Source organism: Rhodococcus sp. IEGM 1379 (assembly GCF_030056815.1).
Lineage (GTDB): Bacteria > Actinomycetota > Actinomycetes > Mycobacteriales > Mycobacteriaceae > Rhodococcus_F.
In genome coordinates this window covers 43,727-58,509 of sequence record NZ_JASHKR010000017.1, presented here as the reverse complement: position 1 = coordinate 58,509, position 14,783 = coordinate 43,727, and the positions used below count along the sequence as shown (strand labels likewise).

The following is a 14,783-nucleotide window of genomic DNA, read 5'->3' as shown; positions in this document are numbered from 1 at the left end:
GAGACTGAACGCATGAACTTCGCGGCGTCGATTCTCCATCCATCCCAGTGGAGCGTCCGTATCCGCTCGACTGTGGCGTCGACGCTGGTCATCGCGTTCTGTCTCGTGATCGCGGGGGTGGCTCTCGTATTCGTTCTCGCGAACTCGCTCCAACTGTCGGCGATAGACAGTTCCGATGCACGAGCCACGCAACTCGCTCAACAACTCAGTGGAGAAAGTGCTACCGATCTCGACCCGTCACTCCTGTCGACGGACAGCCAGATCGGAATCGTTCAGATCGTGGGATCTGATCACCAAGTTCTGGCCCAATCACCCGGTACCGAGAACGGACTGCTCTCGCAGCGAATTCTCGAACCTGATCACTCCGAATCCTTCGGCCGCGTCACACTGTCCGACAACAGCGACTACTGGTTGATCGGCCGCGGTGTCGCGACCCCGACCGAGCTGGTCACGATCTTCGTCGGAGCTGATCGTGAACCTGTCGAGACCGTAGTGACCACCGTGGCAATACTTTTGACGGTAGTCGGGCCTCTCGTTCTCGCGCTGGCGGCATTCGCGACATACCGGCTCGTAGGTTCCGCTCTCGCGCCGGTGGAACGTATCCGGACGAGAGTCGCGTCGATTTCGAGCAGCAGTCACGGCGAACGAGTGCCGGTACCGTCGGGAAACGACGAAATAGCACGACTGGCAACAACTATGAACGACATGTTGGCTCGCCTCGACGAAGGCGCACAGGCTCAGCAGCGATTTATCAGTGACGCCAGCCATGAACTGCGAAGTCCGTTGTCCACCATCACTACTGCACTCGAACTGGCATACCGCCGCCCCGAACTACTCGATGACGCATTGATCGAGGGCGCACTGCTCCCCGAAGCCAGGAGGATGCGGCAACTGATCGAGGATCTCCTGACCTTGGCACGCGTAGACGAAAGAGACGTCAAGCAAACGAAACTCACCGTGGACGTGGATATCGACGACATTCTGTTCAACGAGAAGAAGCGGATCTCCGGAATCTCGGATGTCGCCGTGACAGCAGCAATAGTGCCGGTTCGTGTCACCGGGGACCCGCGTTCGTTGACACGCTTGGTACGCAACCTCGTCGACAATGCTGTTCGCCACGCGGAAAACCAAGTGTGGCTGAGCTGTTCCGAGGCCGGGGGCACAGCCCACATCATGATCGAAGACGACGGACCCGGCATCCCGGCATCCGAGAGGGAAAGAATTTTCGGACGCTTCGTCAGGCTCGACTCCCCGCGATCAAGAGAGGGCGGAGGCTCCGGACTCGGGTTGGCCATCGCGTCGGATATCGCTGCCACGCACGGTGGAACCATCACAGTAACCGAAAGAGCTAGCGGTGGAAGCAGATTCGACATCGCGATCCCGACAGATCAGGACTGAGAATTCGAATCTGACCTGCATCGGTAGCCCACGCCGCGCACCGTCTCAATGCTGTGTGTCCCGAACGGTGCGTCTACCTTTTTTCTCAGGTAGCCGATGTAGACCTCGACGATATTCTCGTCACCCTCGTAGTTGGTGTCCCAGACGGATCGAACAATTTCGCTCTTGGTCACGACTACCCCATTGTTGCGCATCAGAAATTCGAGAACGCTGTACTCGCGGGGAGTCAGCAACAGCACGATGGCACCCCGGGTCACCTGATGCCTCGCAGGATCGAGCGCCAAATCGCCGACGGTCAATACCGTCGGCCGTTGCGGTGCGCCCCGTCGTACCAATGCACGCAGGCGCGCAAGAAGCACCACGAAGGAAAAGGGTTTGACCAGATAGTCGTCGGCACCGAGATCGAACGCATCGGCCAGGTCGTACTCCCCGTCCTTCGCTGACAGCATCAGGATCGGCGTCCAGATCCGGCGGGCGCGCAGTTCGCGAACGATCTCGTAACCACTTTTCCCCGGCAACATGATGTCGAGAACAATCACATCGAACTCGTCGCTGCCGGCGGCAATAAGTCCGTCGTCACCGTTGTGTTCGACGGCAACCACAAATCCTTCGGCGACCAACCCCCGACGAATTGTCTCCGCCAGTCGTACCTCGTCCTCAACTACCAGTACTCGCACCGTAGGCCCCCTTTCCGAACTCAGTACAACAGATTACGCACCGTCGCCGAACGTGCATTCAGCGTTTCTTCAGCATCGGCTGGGCAGACTTCGATCCATGCTTGCATCTGTCACGTCCCCGCATGCCGTGGTCACCGAAGTGTTGACCGAAAGCACCACCGCGGAAATCGCCGTCACCGCGATGCTCGTTGCTGCCGCGCTTTTCGGAGTCGGATCGATTTATCGGTCAGCCGACGTGCGATCGACGGTCTTTCGAGTTGTCGGACTGGCGATCGCCCTGGTGACACTATCGGTGCAGGTAGTGCAGGCCGGGTGGCTGACAAGGTTCGACGGTCCCGTGACCGAGTGGATGGTCGCCCATCGGAGCAGCGGACTCAACCAGGTTGCCGTTGCCGTCACCGATATCGGTAGTCCCGTCGCGACAGCGATCCTCGGCATCGCGGCCGGCGCCTTGCTCTCGTGGCGTGCGAAGTCGGTGATCCCGGGCATCGTCGTCGTCGGCACCGTTGGCGCTGCAGCCGTCGCGAGCACCGTATTGAAAGCGATTGTCGGGCGTGAACGTCCGCCGACCGCCACTCAGGTTCTCCTCGAGACCGACCATTCCTTTCCTTCCGGCCACGTCACGGGCACAGCAGCTTTGATCGGCATCGTCGTCCTCGTTGTGGCGACGCAGCACACTCCGTCGATCAAACGACTTCTCATGCTCCTGGCGGTCATTGTCACGGTGATCGTTGCCCTCACCCGGTTGTATCTGGGCGTCCACTGGCTCACCGATGTCATTGCCGGGGCTGTGCTGGCAACACTCGCGGTCACTGTCGGCGGCGCAGCCTTCCGTTTTCTGAATACCCGTGCGCAAGCGAAACGTTGCGCACTCGTCCAGCTAGAAGACAGAACGGTCGAGCCCGCGCGGTGATTGTGCAGTCGCGCGGCTAGTTCGGCCTGCGACTGCACAATTGGCCTGCGAGGAGTTCCGGCGTAGAAACAACGACGTGCTCACCGGGGAAGAAGACTGCCCCGGTGTGCACGTCGCGTTCAAAAGCTAGTTCATGTCGTTCGCGATGATGTTCTCGATATTCCGTTCTGCCAGTGCGGTAATGGTGACAAACGGGTTGACACCGACATTGCCCGGAACGAGGGCACCGTCCATGACATAGAGCCCGGGATACTCGGGAAGTCGTCCGTAGTTGTCAGTCGCCTTACCGAGAACACAGCCACCGAGCGGATGGTACGTGAGCTGATCGCCCCAGGTCTGCACCGGGCCGAAGAGATCGGTCCGGTAGATGGTGCCTTCCTTCGAGTTGATCTTGTCGAACATCTTCTTCGCCATGTTGATCGACGGCTGGTTCTGCGAGCGTTGCCAATTCAGCCCAACCTTGCCAGTTGACGAGTTGTACTTGAACTGCGCACGTTCGGGGTTCTTGGCAATTGCCAGGTACAAGCTCACCCACAGTTCCGTACCCGCCGGGAAGGGCGCGATTTCTGCGAACACAGGCGCCGTGGGATCCGCCCAGTTGTCGATGCCCATCACCGGTATCGACGCTTGCTTCGCCCCTGTTGCATCCCACATGTGATTGGCGCGGGCCACCATCACGTTGCCGTTGTGGCCCCATTCCTGGCCGACAGCTCCAGGCAGGTTGGCCAGTTGCCCTTGCGCTTTCATCGATACCAGGAGCTTGCTCGTTCCGACGCTGCCGGCCGCGAAGAAGACTTTGTCCGCTGTCACGGTCTTCGTGCCGATGACATTGCCCTGCTCGTTGATCTGGTTCATCACCACCTGGTACCCACCACCGGTGGTTGCCGGCTTCACCTCGGTCACGACGTGCAGCGTGGTGATTGTGAGCCTGCCGGTCGCCGATGCCTGCGCGAGATACGTCTTGTCGAGGGACTTCTTGCCGGCGTTGTTTCCGTAGATGACCTCGGATGCCAACGCGGACTTGGTCACCTGGCCGGCGGCTTCCTGCTTCATGTAGTTGAAGTCGTACACGTTAGGCACGAATACCGTTGAGAATCCGGACCTCTGAGCGGTTTTGCGACCCGTTCGCGCAAACTTGTAGTATTCGGTCGACTCGAACCACGCCGCATCGATGTTGTTTACTCCCAGTGCGGCGTTTGCCTTCGGGAAGTAGGTCGAGTACATCTCGTCGGAATCGACGTCGGGCAGGATCTCTTCGAAGTAGTTGCGCTTCGGCGTCACCGCCATACCGCCGTTGACCAGCGACCCACCACCTACCCCGCGGCCCTGGTAGACCTTGATCCCACCAAAGTCTTCGGCATCAAGAACACCCACGTATTTGCTGATGTTCTTGTCAACCGAACCACCGGAGAAATGCGAAACCGGTTGCACTGTGCGATCTCTGAGCCACGTCGACCGTCCGTCCGGCGATAGCGTCGGGCAGAAGATCTTTCCGTCCGATCCCGGCGTGGTCCAGGCCTTGCCCATCTCGACCATGTGCGTGTCGATACCGGCTTGCGTCAGTCGGAGTGCTGTGACGGCTCCGCCGTAGCCACTGCCGATGACTAGCGCGGGCACGCGGTCGCCGTCGCCCAATGCCCGACGCGGTGCGGCCGCCGCAGTTGTCCACGTGGATGACAGCGCAGCAGCACCTACAGCTAATCCTGTTGCGGCAAGGAAGTTTCTACGCGAGAGCGCCGAAGTGGTACGCCCGTGTCGGTCCTTTGATCCAGTGCGAATGCTCAAGTGATTCCTTCTCGTTCGGTAGCCCCTGCGCAGAGATATACCGTCCGCAACGGAACCAGCGGAGCATTACTGGTCGGTAATATGGAACAAGTGTCAATTTTCCACAAAAATGGCCGGTGAACCTTAGGTTCACCGGCCACCGCACGAGAAAACGAATCAGGGTAGAGCAATACGTCCTTCGACTGCACTGAGCCCGATATCGGTCCGGAAGTGTCCACCGGGAAGCTTCACATTCGCGATCTTGGCGTACGCGTCGTCACGCGCTTCGGTGAGATCTTTACCTACTCCGACAACACTCAGCACACGCCCGCCGGCAGAGACGACGGCACCGTCTTCACGCTTCTTGGTACCCGCGTGCAGAACGCCGTCGGCGTCCGCTCCGGTGATCACGTCGCCCGTGCGCGGAGTTGCCGGGTAGTTCTCGGCAGCAATCACGACGGTGACCGCACTACCGTCGCGCCACTGGAGCGGGCCCACGGAATCGAGAGTGCCGGTGGATGTCGCATTGAGGAGTCCACCCAGCGGTGTTTCGAGCAGGGCCAGAACAGCCTGAGTTTCCGGGTCACCGAATCGGCAGTTGAACTCGACCACAGCCGGTCCGTCGACGCCCATGGCGAGGCCGGCGTAGAGAAGTCCGGAGAATCCACTTCCGCGCGCAACCAACTCTGCGGCGACAGGCTTCACGACGTCGTCGACGATCTGCGTGACCATCTCGTCGGGCAACCACGGCAACGGCGTGTAAGCGCCCATACCGCCGGTGTTGGGGCCGCTGTCGCCGTCGCCGACGCGCTTGTGATCCTGCGCGGGCAGCAGCGGGACAACCGTCTCGCCGTCAACGAGACAGAAGAGGGAAACCTCGGGACCGTCGAGGAAGGATTCGAGCAGGACGGGGTGCCCGAGTTCGAGCAATTCAGCAGCGTGATCGCGGGCTGCGACGCGGTCCGTGGTGACGACAACGCCCTTACCTGCAGCGAGCCCGTCGTCCTTGACCACCCAGTTGGGGCCGAAACGATCGAGAGCTTCGTCGAGCTTGGCCGGGTTGTCGACGATCTCGCTGTGCGCAGTCTTCACGCCGGCGACAGCCATCACGTCCTTGGCGAATGCCTTGGATCCTTCGATGCGGGCTGCATCAGCTGACGGTCCGAAGCAGGCGATACCAGCGGCGCGCACTGCGTCGGCGACACCGAGGACCAGCGGAACCTCAGGACCGATGACAACGAGGTCGGCTTCGACTTTCTGCGCCAAAGCAGTGACGGCTTCACCTGAAGCGACGTCGACCGGGTGTTGCTCGGCGATTTTTGCGATCCCGGCATTGCCAGGTGCGCAGATCAGGGCCGTGACACCTGGATCGCGAGCGAGAGAGAGAAGGAGGGCATGTTCACGGGCTCCGGAGCCGATTACGAGTACGCGCACGTGAACAGACTACGGCCCGGCATTGCCCACGCTGTCAGTGTGTTCCACCTGGGGCTTCTTGCACCAGCCTGAACCGACTTCCAACGACGGGCGAAATATCCGGTTCGAGATGACATCATATGAATATCTGAATAGGTGAACAGATGTAATTGACGTCTGTTCGTCACGAAAGGACACCAGTGAATCTGACCCGAACCAGCGTCCTGACACTCGCGGGCGCACTGTTGGTCGCATCCTGCAGTAGTCCCTCGGCCCCCTCCGACGACGGCCTCGTGCTTGCCGACGGCTACGAATTGGGCGGATACAACCCCGTCGCCGGCTTCGGCGCGGCCGGCGAAGCCAAGATGTACGACGGTCTGGTCCGCCTCACCGGCGGCGCCGGAATGCCCGGTTTCGAACCGGCCCTCGCCGCAAATGTTCCGACGGCCAACTCGGACGCCACCATCTGGACCGTCGAACTCCGCAGCGGTGTCACGTTCTCCGACGGCTCCACCTTCGACGCCGCCGACGTCGCCGCCACCTACAAGGCGATCCTCGATCCGGCATCGGCGTCCGAAGCGAAGTCGTCGTTCGACATGATCAGCGATGTCGTCGCGCTAGACGAGCGCACCGTCGAGTTCCGTCTGGCGTATTCCTACGCCCCTCTGCTCACCAAGATGCTGATCGGCATAGTTCCTTCGGAGTCCGTGGCGACACCCGGCCTTGCTGCCGAGTCGACGCTGAACACCCAACCGATCGGCACCGGCCCGTACACATTGGTAGACCTGTCACCGGATCGTGCGGTGTTCGCGGCCAACAAAAACTACTGGGGCGGCGAACCCCGGATCAGGAAACTCACACTCTTGTACGTCCCCGACGACAACACCCGAGCCCAGCGCATGATGTCCGGCGAGATCGACGGGACCAACCTTCCTCCACTCCTGGCCAATACGTTTGCCGATCGTGACGGCATGTCGGTCACCGCTCATCAGTCGGCAGACTGGCGTGGAGTCTCCCTGCCGACAAACAACCCTGTGGTCGGCGACAAGGCGATGCGCATGGCTCTGAACCTCGCAGCCAACCGCCAGTCCATGATCGACAACGTTCTCGGCGGACACGGCCGCGTCGCCGCCACTCCGATTCCCGAGGTCTACGGCTCGTCCTACAACCCGAATGCCACGTTTGCCTACGACCCGGACCGCGCCGCGCAGATACTCACCGAAGCCGGCTGGCTCGAAGGCAGCGATGGCATCCGCTCGAAAAACGGGCAGCGCGCGCAGTTCACGATCATGTACAACTCCGTGGATACTGTTCGTCGAGATCTGGCGCAGGCCTTCGCTTCCGACGCACTCGGTATCGGCGTCGAAGTAGATCTGGAAGCACTGTCGTGGGATCGCATCGACCCACGAATCAACCTGGACTCCACACTGCTCGGCGGCGGCGACGAGCCCTTCGATCCCGATACTCAGGCCTACAACGCGCTCGATTCGAAGTACATCGCGCCCGGGGTGGGGAGCATCTACAACAATCCGAGTGACTACTCGAACCCCGTTGTCGATGCTGGACTCGACGTCGGCCGACGCAGCCTCGACCCAGCCATTCGCGATGCCGCGTACCGAGATGTGCAGCAGGCCTACGTCGACGATCCCGGCTACGTGTACCTGGTCTTCCTCGACCACACGTATGTCTCGAAAGATTCCGACTGGAGGATGTCCGGACCGGTGCTCGAACCTCATGCTCACGGTGTGACGTGGGGTCCGTGGTGGTCCCTGCAGAGCTGGACACAAGAACAGTGACAGCCATCGACGTCCGAACTGGCGCCCCGGCAACACATCCGGATGGAACCCACAGCTCTCGCCGACGCGCCATCCTCACGATGGCAGTTCGGCGGATGTTGTTCGTCGTTCCCGTAATCGTGGTCGTGTCCACCGGATTGTTTGCTGCCGCGGCGATGTCACCTTTCGACCCCCTGGTGGGCTATCTCGGTTCGCGCTACATGACGACCAGCGAGGCAGACAAGGCTCTGATCGCCTCACAGATGGGCTTCGGCAACCCCTGGTACAGCACGTACTGGACGTGGCTACAGGGAGTGCTCACCGGGGATCTGGGAATCTCCCGATCGTTCAATCAACCTGTTTCCCAAGTCATTTCCGAGCGTTTGCCGTGGACACTCCTTCTGGTCGGTATCAGCCTGATGATCGCGATTCTCGCCTCACTCACGCTGGGCGTTCTCGCCGGAATTCGCAAGGGCGGGTTCCTGGACAAAACCGTGTCAGGCCTGTGCGTCGTCGTTCAGGGACTTCCTCCGTTTGTCATGTCGTTAGGCGCAATTGCGCTCTTCGCGTTAGCCCTCGGTTGGTTGCCCGTCGCCGGATTGACGGACGGTGGTGCCGATCCCACCGCTGGACAGGTTATTCGCCACCTGATACTTCCGGTGGCAGTGCTCGCGATCTCTCAAATGCCGTGGCTGCTACTGGCAGTCCGCGAGTCCGTGGCAGGGGCGGCCGGAGAAGGTTTTGTAGCTGGCGCCGTCGCACGTGGAATCCCGGCACCGACAATCACGAAGCGCCATATCCTTCCGACGTCGCTCGCTCCGTTCGTCAACATCATCGGGGTGCGTTTACCCGAATTGATCGTCGGCGCAGTACTGGTCGAGGAAGTGTTCAGTTGGCCGGGAATCGCCGGTGCCATCGTCTCGTCGGCTCGCGATCTCGACATGGCACTGCTCGCATTCCTCACCGTCGGAACAACGTTCACCGTCATGCTGGGTTCGCTCCTTGCCGACGTCGTTGTTGCCGTAATCGACCCGAGAGTGAACACAGATGGCTGAGAGACGTTTCAAGATCGCCGTCGGTGTCCTGATCCTCATCGCGCTCTATGCGGCATTTGTGCCATGGATCGCGGATGTCGACGACCGCGTCACCGATTTCGCCCAAGCACGGTTGGCGCCGTCGCTCGCCCATCCGTTCGGCACGGACTCGGCCGGCCGAGACCTGTTTGTACGCATTGCCGCCGGCATTCGCACGTCCCTGCTCATCGCCCTCGCTTGTGCCCTATTGACCACTGTGATCGGTGTAGCCGTCGGTACCACCGCGGGTTTGATCGGCGGCTGGGTAGACCGAATTGTCATGCGCAGCAACGACGCTGTCAACGCCCTCCCCCATCTACTGCTCGGCATCGTCATCGTCGCAATGTTCCGCGGAAGCATCGCGGCCATCGTGCTCTCAATCGCGCTCACTCACTGGACTCAGGTGGCGCGCATCATTCGCGGCGAAATCTTGAGCCTGCGCGAGCGTCCGTACATCGACGCGGCCATCCTTGCGGGCGCGAGTCGGCGGCACGTGATCATGCGTCACCTCGTCCCGGCCGCCGCACCCCAGGCACTGATCGCTGTGGTTCTTCTCCTCCCCCACGCGGTGTGGCACGAGTCCACCCTGTCGTTCCTCGGATTCGGATTACCGCCCCACAAACCCAGTCTGGGAACACTTCTCGAAGAAGCTCGAGGCTCCCTACTGCTCAGTGGCTGGTGGACTCTGGTATTCCCGGCTGCCGTACTCGTGATCGCAACCGTCGCAGTAGCAATCGCTGGTTCGGCGCTGCGATCAATGCTCACACCCCCGCGACCATCGGAGCTGAGACTGTGACAACCGGCCTACATATCAACTCGCTCACCGTCCGAATACCACTGGCCGACGGCTCGGTTGTCCACGCCGCCAGCGATATCGACCTCGACGTCCACAACGGGACGATCACTGCACTTGTCGGCGAGTCTGGCTGTGGCAAGTCCATCATCGCCACCTCGGTGATGAACATGCTGCCACCGGATACACGAAGAACAGGCAGTATCACGGTCGGAGATATCGACGTCTTCTCCGGCACTCCGTTCCGGGGCCGGCATGCTGCGCTCGTTCCTCAATCTGCCGCAACATATCTCACCCCCGTGCGGACCGCGCGATCACAGCTACAGGAGACGATCAGCACTCTCGGCAGCAATCACACCTGCGACGGGTTGGCGAGGCGAGTCGGACTCGAACCTTCAGCCCTCGACTGCTACCCCCATGAACTCTCCGGCGGTATGGCGCAGCGAGTTGCCATCGCCGGCGCACTGGCCGGAAATCCGTCGGTGATCGTGGCCGACGAACCGACTGCCAACCTCGACCGCACCCTCACCGACCATATCCTCGGTCTCCTCCGCGAATGTGCCGACGAAGGCGCAGCCGTCCTACTCATTACCCATGACCTGTCGTCCTTGATCCACAACAAGATAGCGGATCGCCTGGCCGTCATGTATGCCTCACGCATCATGGAAATCGGGCCCGCCGCGCAGGTACTGCAGGATCCACTCCACGACTACACACAGGACCTGATCGGCGCCTTGCCGTCCCGCGGACTGAATCCCATTCCCGGATCACCACCGCAGTTGACGGACCTCCCCGACGACTGCGTCTACTATCTGCGTCGACCGGAGTCCACCCAATCCGGCGGACCGACCGAACTTGTCACGCTCGGCGAACGCACCTACCGCACACTGCGAAAGGTGATCTGAGATGAGCTTGCACGGACGCAACATTATTTTCGGCTACGAGCGAGGCCGGTCGGTACTCGACAACGTCTCTCTCGAGATCCCGGCCGGACAATTGATCGGCTTGACCGGCCCGTCCGGTACCGGAAAATCCACGTTGGCAAGGATTCTCGCCTCCTTGGACGCCCCGTGGTCGGGCGAAGTTCATATCGACGGCACCCCCGTCGCCGGCACCAAATTCGGTGTACCCGGTGCGCTGAGGGGCGCCGTCTCCATGCTCTTCCAGTCTCCCCGTGCCGCAACAGATCCCCGTCACACATTGTCTCGCATCATCAGCCAACCTGCCGACATTGCACGGCGAACCATCGACATCGAAGCCCTGGCATCAGAAGTCGGGCTCACTCCCGATCTCCTGACGCGTCGTCCCCATCAGGTGAGCGACGGCCAGCTGCAACGCGCAGCGCTCGCGAGATCATTGGCGCAGCAACCCAAGTACCTCATCTGCGACGAGGCGACGGCGATGCTCGACGCTGCGACCACCGCATCCCTCGTGAGATTGATCGAGCGTCGAGCCACCGAAGCCGGCATGGGAGTGCTACTCATCAGTCATGATTGTGACCTACTCTTGGCCTGCTGCGAGCAGGTACACGACCTCGACGGCATTCGGGCATAGCGGGATCAGGCAGTCAGGTCGTAGAGGGTCACACCGTCCACCGTTGTGGCCGTAAAGTTCTCGGTCACCCAGGTTGATATCGCGGTCGCCGTTCCCTCGGCGTTCATGCCGCCACCCATCCCGCCGCCGCCAATGAAGAAGTGAATCTTCCCGTCGGCAACGTACTGCTGGAACTGTTCGAGCGTCGGCGACGGATCGCTACCGTTGAATCCTCCGATCGCCATCACCGGAGACTGGGTGGCAAGCTGATAACCGGATGCACTGTTGGATCCGATTGCTGCTGCTACCCAGGTGAACTGGTCCGCGTCTTGTTCGAGCTTCGCCACCAACTCTGCGCTGGGTGTACTGCCCTGCAGTAGGCCACCCCCGGCACCGCCGCCCATTGCCCCGCCTGCACCCTCGGCGACCGTTCCCCGTACCTGGCCTATACCGGTGGGTGCTGTGCCCATTCCCGGAACCGTCGCCGCACCGGCGCTGCCGCCATCCATTCGACGGCTACCGCCGTCTGCCATACCGCCTGGCATACCGCCTGGCATACCGCCGAATCCACCGCGGCCACCCATTCCTCCCTCGACGCTAGGACCAGCCGAGACTATCGAACCGGTATGCGAAGTGTTGATCGTGTCGATCGCATAGGCGGTCGGACCGGCCAGCCCGGTGAACAGGGCCGCGAATATCACCGCTACCCCGACTCGTCCTCGGGTTACCTTCGGGATCAGCATTGCAACTGCGGCCATAATGCCGACTAACAGAACGGTCCACCTCAGCCACGGGACAAACGAAGGTGTGCGTCCGAGCAGCACCCAGGCCATCGCCACCGTCGCGGCCAGCGAAAGTGCCAATACGATACGGACCCAGAATGTTTCGCGGTGACGCCACAGCAGCACGGAACCCGATCCAACCAGTGCGGCAATCGCCGGTGCCAGCGCCACTGTGTAGTACGCGTGGAAGATGCCGGCCATAAAACTGAAAGTCAGTCCCGTCACCAACAACCAGAGACCCCACACGATGAACGACGCACGTTGCGTATCTACACGAGGAGCTTTGCCTCGCAGCATAATTCCAGCAATGAAGAGGATCAGAGCGGCGGGAATCAACCATGCGATCTGGCCGCCTTGTGCAGATTCGAACATCCGGCTGATACCGGCAGTTCCCCACATACCGCCACCCCCACCACCTGGAGCCATACCACCTGCAACATCGCCCATCCCGGGGAATCCACCCGCAGCAGCTCCCGCAGCGTCACCGGCAGTCCGCATTCCGCCGCCACCGACACTGCCGGTCTCGTTGCCACTCAATCGTCCCAATCCGTTGTAGCCGAAGGTCAATTCGAGGATTGAGTTGTTCTGCGACCCGCCGATCCAGGGACGCGAATCCGCCGGCCACAATTCGACGATCGCCAACCACCAGCCGGCGGAGACGATCATGCCGCCGAGCGCGGCGAACAATTGCAGCACGCGCTTACCCAGCTTCGGCGGACCGGCAATCAGATAGGTCAGCGCCAACGGCGGCACGACGAGCATGACCTGCAACTGTTTGGTCAAAAATCCGAAGCCGCAGAACACCCCGACCAACACGAGCCATCGGGTACGTCCGTCCTGGACCGCGCGCATCATCGCCCACACCGCGGCGACCATGATGAGAACCAGCATCGCATCCGGATTATTGAACCGGAACATCAGTGCGGCAACAGGAGTGAGCGCCAAAACGAGACCAGACAGCAGCCCGGCCGCAGCACCGAAGTACCGGCGAACAGTGGCCCACAGGAGTGCCACCGAACCGACGCCCAGCAGCGCTTGCGGCACCAGCATCGCCCAGGAGTTGAGCCCGAAGATTCTCACGGACAACGACATCAGCCACAGCGACATCGGCGGCTTGTCGACGGTGATCGAATTCGCTGCGTCGGAGGAGCCGAAGAAGAAGGCCTTCCACGACACCGAACCGGCCTGTACGGCAGCGGCATAGAAGGAATTTGCCCAACCGGAAGCTCCGAGGCCCCAGATGTAGGCAACACCGGTACCGAGAAGAAGTACACCTAGTGCCCAGGGTTCCCAACGTACCGAATGCGACGGTTCGGGTACAGGCGTGGCGACGCTTTCCCGCTCGGCAATGGCTGTCATCGATTGACTCCTACAGATTGTGTGGAACGGAAGACCCAGCGCAGTGCGATAAACCGACTCACTGTGGCAACAAGATTGGCGATCACGAGAACGGCAAGTTCAACGTGCTTGGATGCTCCCGGGGCAAAGGAATGCAACAGGAACAACGATCCACTGGTGAGGAAAAGTCCGAATCCGAAGACGAGCAGTCCCTGCATCTGATGTCGTGCAGAGCCTTCCACGCCGCGAACACCGAAGGTGAAAGCACGGTTGGCCGCCGTATTGAAGACGGCGGTGATGAGCAGCGAAATTGCGTTGGCCCACTGAGCGCCCATGACCGAATGCAACGCCAGGTACAACAGTGCATAAGCCACCGTCGAGATGACACCGACGACGGCAAACCTCGCCAGCTGCCCCACCATCCCGCGAGGTACACCGGGAACCAGCGGTTCACGGCCGAAGCTCACCCGAAGCTCCGCCATTGGCAATGAGCCCGTCGACAATGCCCGCCCCACGCGCACCACCCCTTTGAGGTCCGCGACGGCGGTGGCCACGATGTCGACACGACTGTCCGGGTCGTCGACCCAGTCCACCGGAACTTCGTGAATCCGCATCCCGGCACGCTCCGCCAACACCAACAACTCGGTGTCGAAAAACCAGCCGGTGTCTTCGACCAACGGAAGTAGTTGGCGCGCAACGTCGACGCGCATGGCTTTGAAACCACACTGAGCGTCGGAGAAGCGCGCATGCAGTGCACTGCGCAAGATGAGATTGTAACTGCGCGAGATGAACTCACGCTTGGGGCCACGGACCACCCGAGACGAACGTGCCAACCGAGAACCGATCGCGATATCCGAATGGCCGGACAACAAGGGCGCGATCAACGGCATCAGCGCATTGAGGTCGGTGGAGAGATCCACATCCATATAGGCGACGACGTCCGCGTCGGATGCACTCCAGACCTGGCGCAGCGCCCGGCCGCGTCCCTTCTCCTCGAGATGCACGACGCGAACGTCGTCGAATTCGTCCGCCAACTTCTGCGCAATCGCCAGTGTCCGGTCGACACTGGCGTTATCGGCGACCGTGATTCGGGCCGGAAAGGGAACCTGCGTGCGGAGATGGTGGCGCAGGCGCCGAACGCATGTTTCGAGCCCGGCTTCCTCGTTGTATACCGGAACGACCACGTCCAGCACTACCGTTTTCGCGGCGACCGCGTCGGCGTCCGTGCTGCCCGCAGTCTGCATGGCTTCAGTCGTCATGCGTCCCAGGATTGACTGACAGGCTTCGGCCACTCTGGATACAGCCTGGGAGTTTCCTGGCAACC

Annotated in this window: 12 protein-coding genes; 7 read left to right on the top strand and 5 right to left on the bottom strand. The window is 61.2% G+C overall.

The annotated features are described in order from the left end of the window. Positions 1-12: 12 nt before the first annotated feature. The gene (locus tag QM600_RS12470) at positions 13-1,398 is read left to right on the top strand and encodes a sensor histidine kinase (protein ID WP_283261766.1); all 1,386 of its coding nucleotides are present in this window, start codon (positions 13-15) and stop codon (positions 1,396-1,398) included. Here the strand turns inward: QM600_RS12470 and QM600_RS12465 are convergent. Beyond that, on the bottom strand, positions 1,389-2,075 hold the full coding sequence (locus QM600_RS12465; RefSeq protein WP_283261765.1) for a response regulator transcription factor: 687 nt from the start codon (positions 2,073-2,075) through the stop codon (positions 1,389-1,391). The genes QM600_RS12470 and QM600_RS12465 overlap by 10 nt on opposite strands. Positions 2,076-2,172: 97 nt before the next feature. Here QM600_RS12465 and QM600_RS12460 point away from each other — a divergent pair, with 97 nt between their 5' ends. Further along, entirely contained in the window at positions 2,173-2,988 is an 816-nt protein-coding gene (locus QM600_RS12460) for a phosphatase PAP2 family protein (RefSeq protein ID WP_283261764.1), read from the top strand. A gap of 126 nt (positions 2,989-3,114) precedes the next feature. Here QM600_RS12460 and QM600_RS12455 read toward each other — a convergent pair whose 3' ends face one another. Both QM600_RS12455 and purD read right to left on the bottom strand, forming a co-directional pair. Continuing rightward, positions 3,115-4,773, bottom strand: a complete 1,659-nt coding sequence (locus QM600_RS12455) for a GMC oxidoreductase (protein ID WP_283261763.1) — start codon at positions 4,771-4,773, stop codon at positions 3,115-3,117. A 156-nt stretch (positions 4,774-4,929) separates the two neighbouring features. After that, positions 4,930-6,186 (bottom strand): phosphoribosylamine--glycine ligase, encoded by a 1,257-nt coding sequence (gene purD / locus QM600_RS12450; RefSeq protein WP_283261762.1) that lies wholly within the window; start codon positions 6,184-6,186, stop codon positions 4,930-4,932. Positions 6,187-6,365: 179 nt separating this feature from the next. Here purD and QM600_RS12445 point away from each other — a divergent pair, with 179 nt between their 5' ends. Genes QM600_RS12445 through QM600_RS12425 form a run of 5 tightly spaced genes read left to right on the top strand, consistent with a single transcriptional unit; the run spans position 6,366 to position 11,360 of the window. Next, positions 6,366-7,961: an ABC transporter substrate-binding protein gene (locus QM600_RS12445; RefSeq protein WP_283261761.1), complete on the top strand. Its 1,596-nt coding sequence runs from the start codon at positions 6,366-6,368 to the stop codon at positions 7,959-7,961. Beyond that, positions 7,958-8,995, top strand: a complete 1,038-nt coding sequence (locus tag QM600_RS12440; protein WP_502942955.1) for an ABC transporter permease — start codon at positions 7,958-7,960, stop codon at positions 8,993-8,995. Before QM600_RS12445 ends, QM600_RS12440 begins: the two co-directional genes overlap by 4 nt. Then, on the top strand, positions 8,988-9,809 hold the full coding sequence (locus QM600_RS12435; RefSeq protein WP_283261760.1) for an ABC transporter permease: 822 nt from the start codon (positions 8,988-8,990) through the stop codon (positions 9,807-9,809). Before QM600_RS12440 ends, QM600_RS12435 begins: the two co-directional genes overlap by 8 nt. Beyond that, positions 9,806-10,711, top strand: a complete 906-nt coding sequence (locus QM600_RS12430) for an ABC transporter ATP-binding protein (protein WP_283261759.1) — start codon at positions 9,806-9,808, stop codon at positions 10,709-10,711. The genes QM600_RS12435 and QM600_RS12430 overlap by 4 nt, the downstream gene beginning before the upstream one ends. Before the next feature lies 1 nt (position 10,712). Then, positions 10,713-11,360 carry an ABC transporter ATP-binding protein gene (locus QM600_RS12425; RefSeq protein WP_283261758.1) on the top strand — a complete coding sequence of 216 codons (648 nt, stop codon included), beginning with the start codon at positions 10,713-10,715 and terminating at the stop codon, positions 11,358-11,360. A 5-nt stretch (positions 11,361-11,365) separates the two neighbouring features. On the opposite strand, the gene QM600_RS12420 is transcribed toward QM600_RS12425, so the two are convergent. Both QM600_RS12420 and QM600_RS12415 read right to left on the bottom strand, forming a co-directional pair. Next, positions 11,366-13,480: an ArnT family glycosyltransferase gene (locus QM600_RS12420; protein ID WP_283261757.1), complete on the bottom strand. Its 2,115-nt coding sequence runs from the start codon at positions 13,478-13,480 to the stop codon at positions 11,366-11,368. Beyond that, positions 13,477-14,703, bottom strand: coding sequence for a bifunctional glycosyltransferase family 2/GtrA family protein (locus QM600_RS12415; RefSeq protein ID WP_283261811.1), 1,227 nt, complete (start codon positions 14,701-14,703; stop codon positions 13,477-13,479). Before QM600_RS12415 ends, QM600_RS12420 begins: the two co-directional genes overlap by 4 nt. Positions 14,704-14,783: the final 80 nt, after the last annotated feature.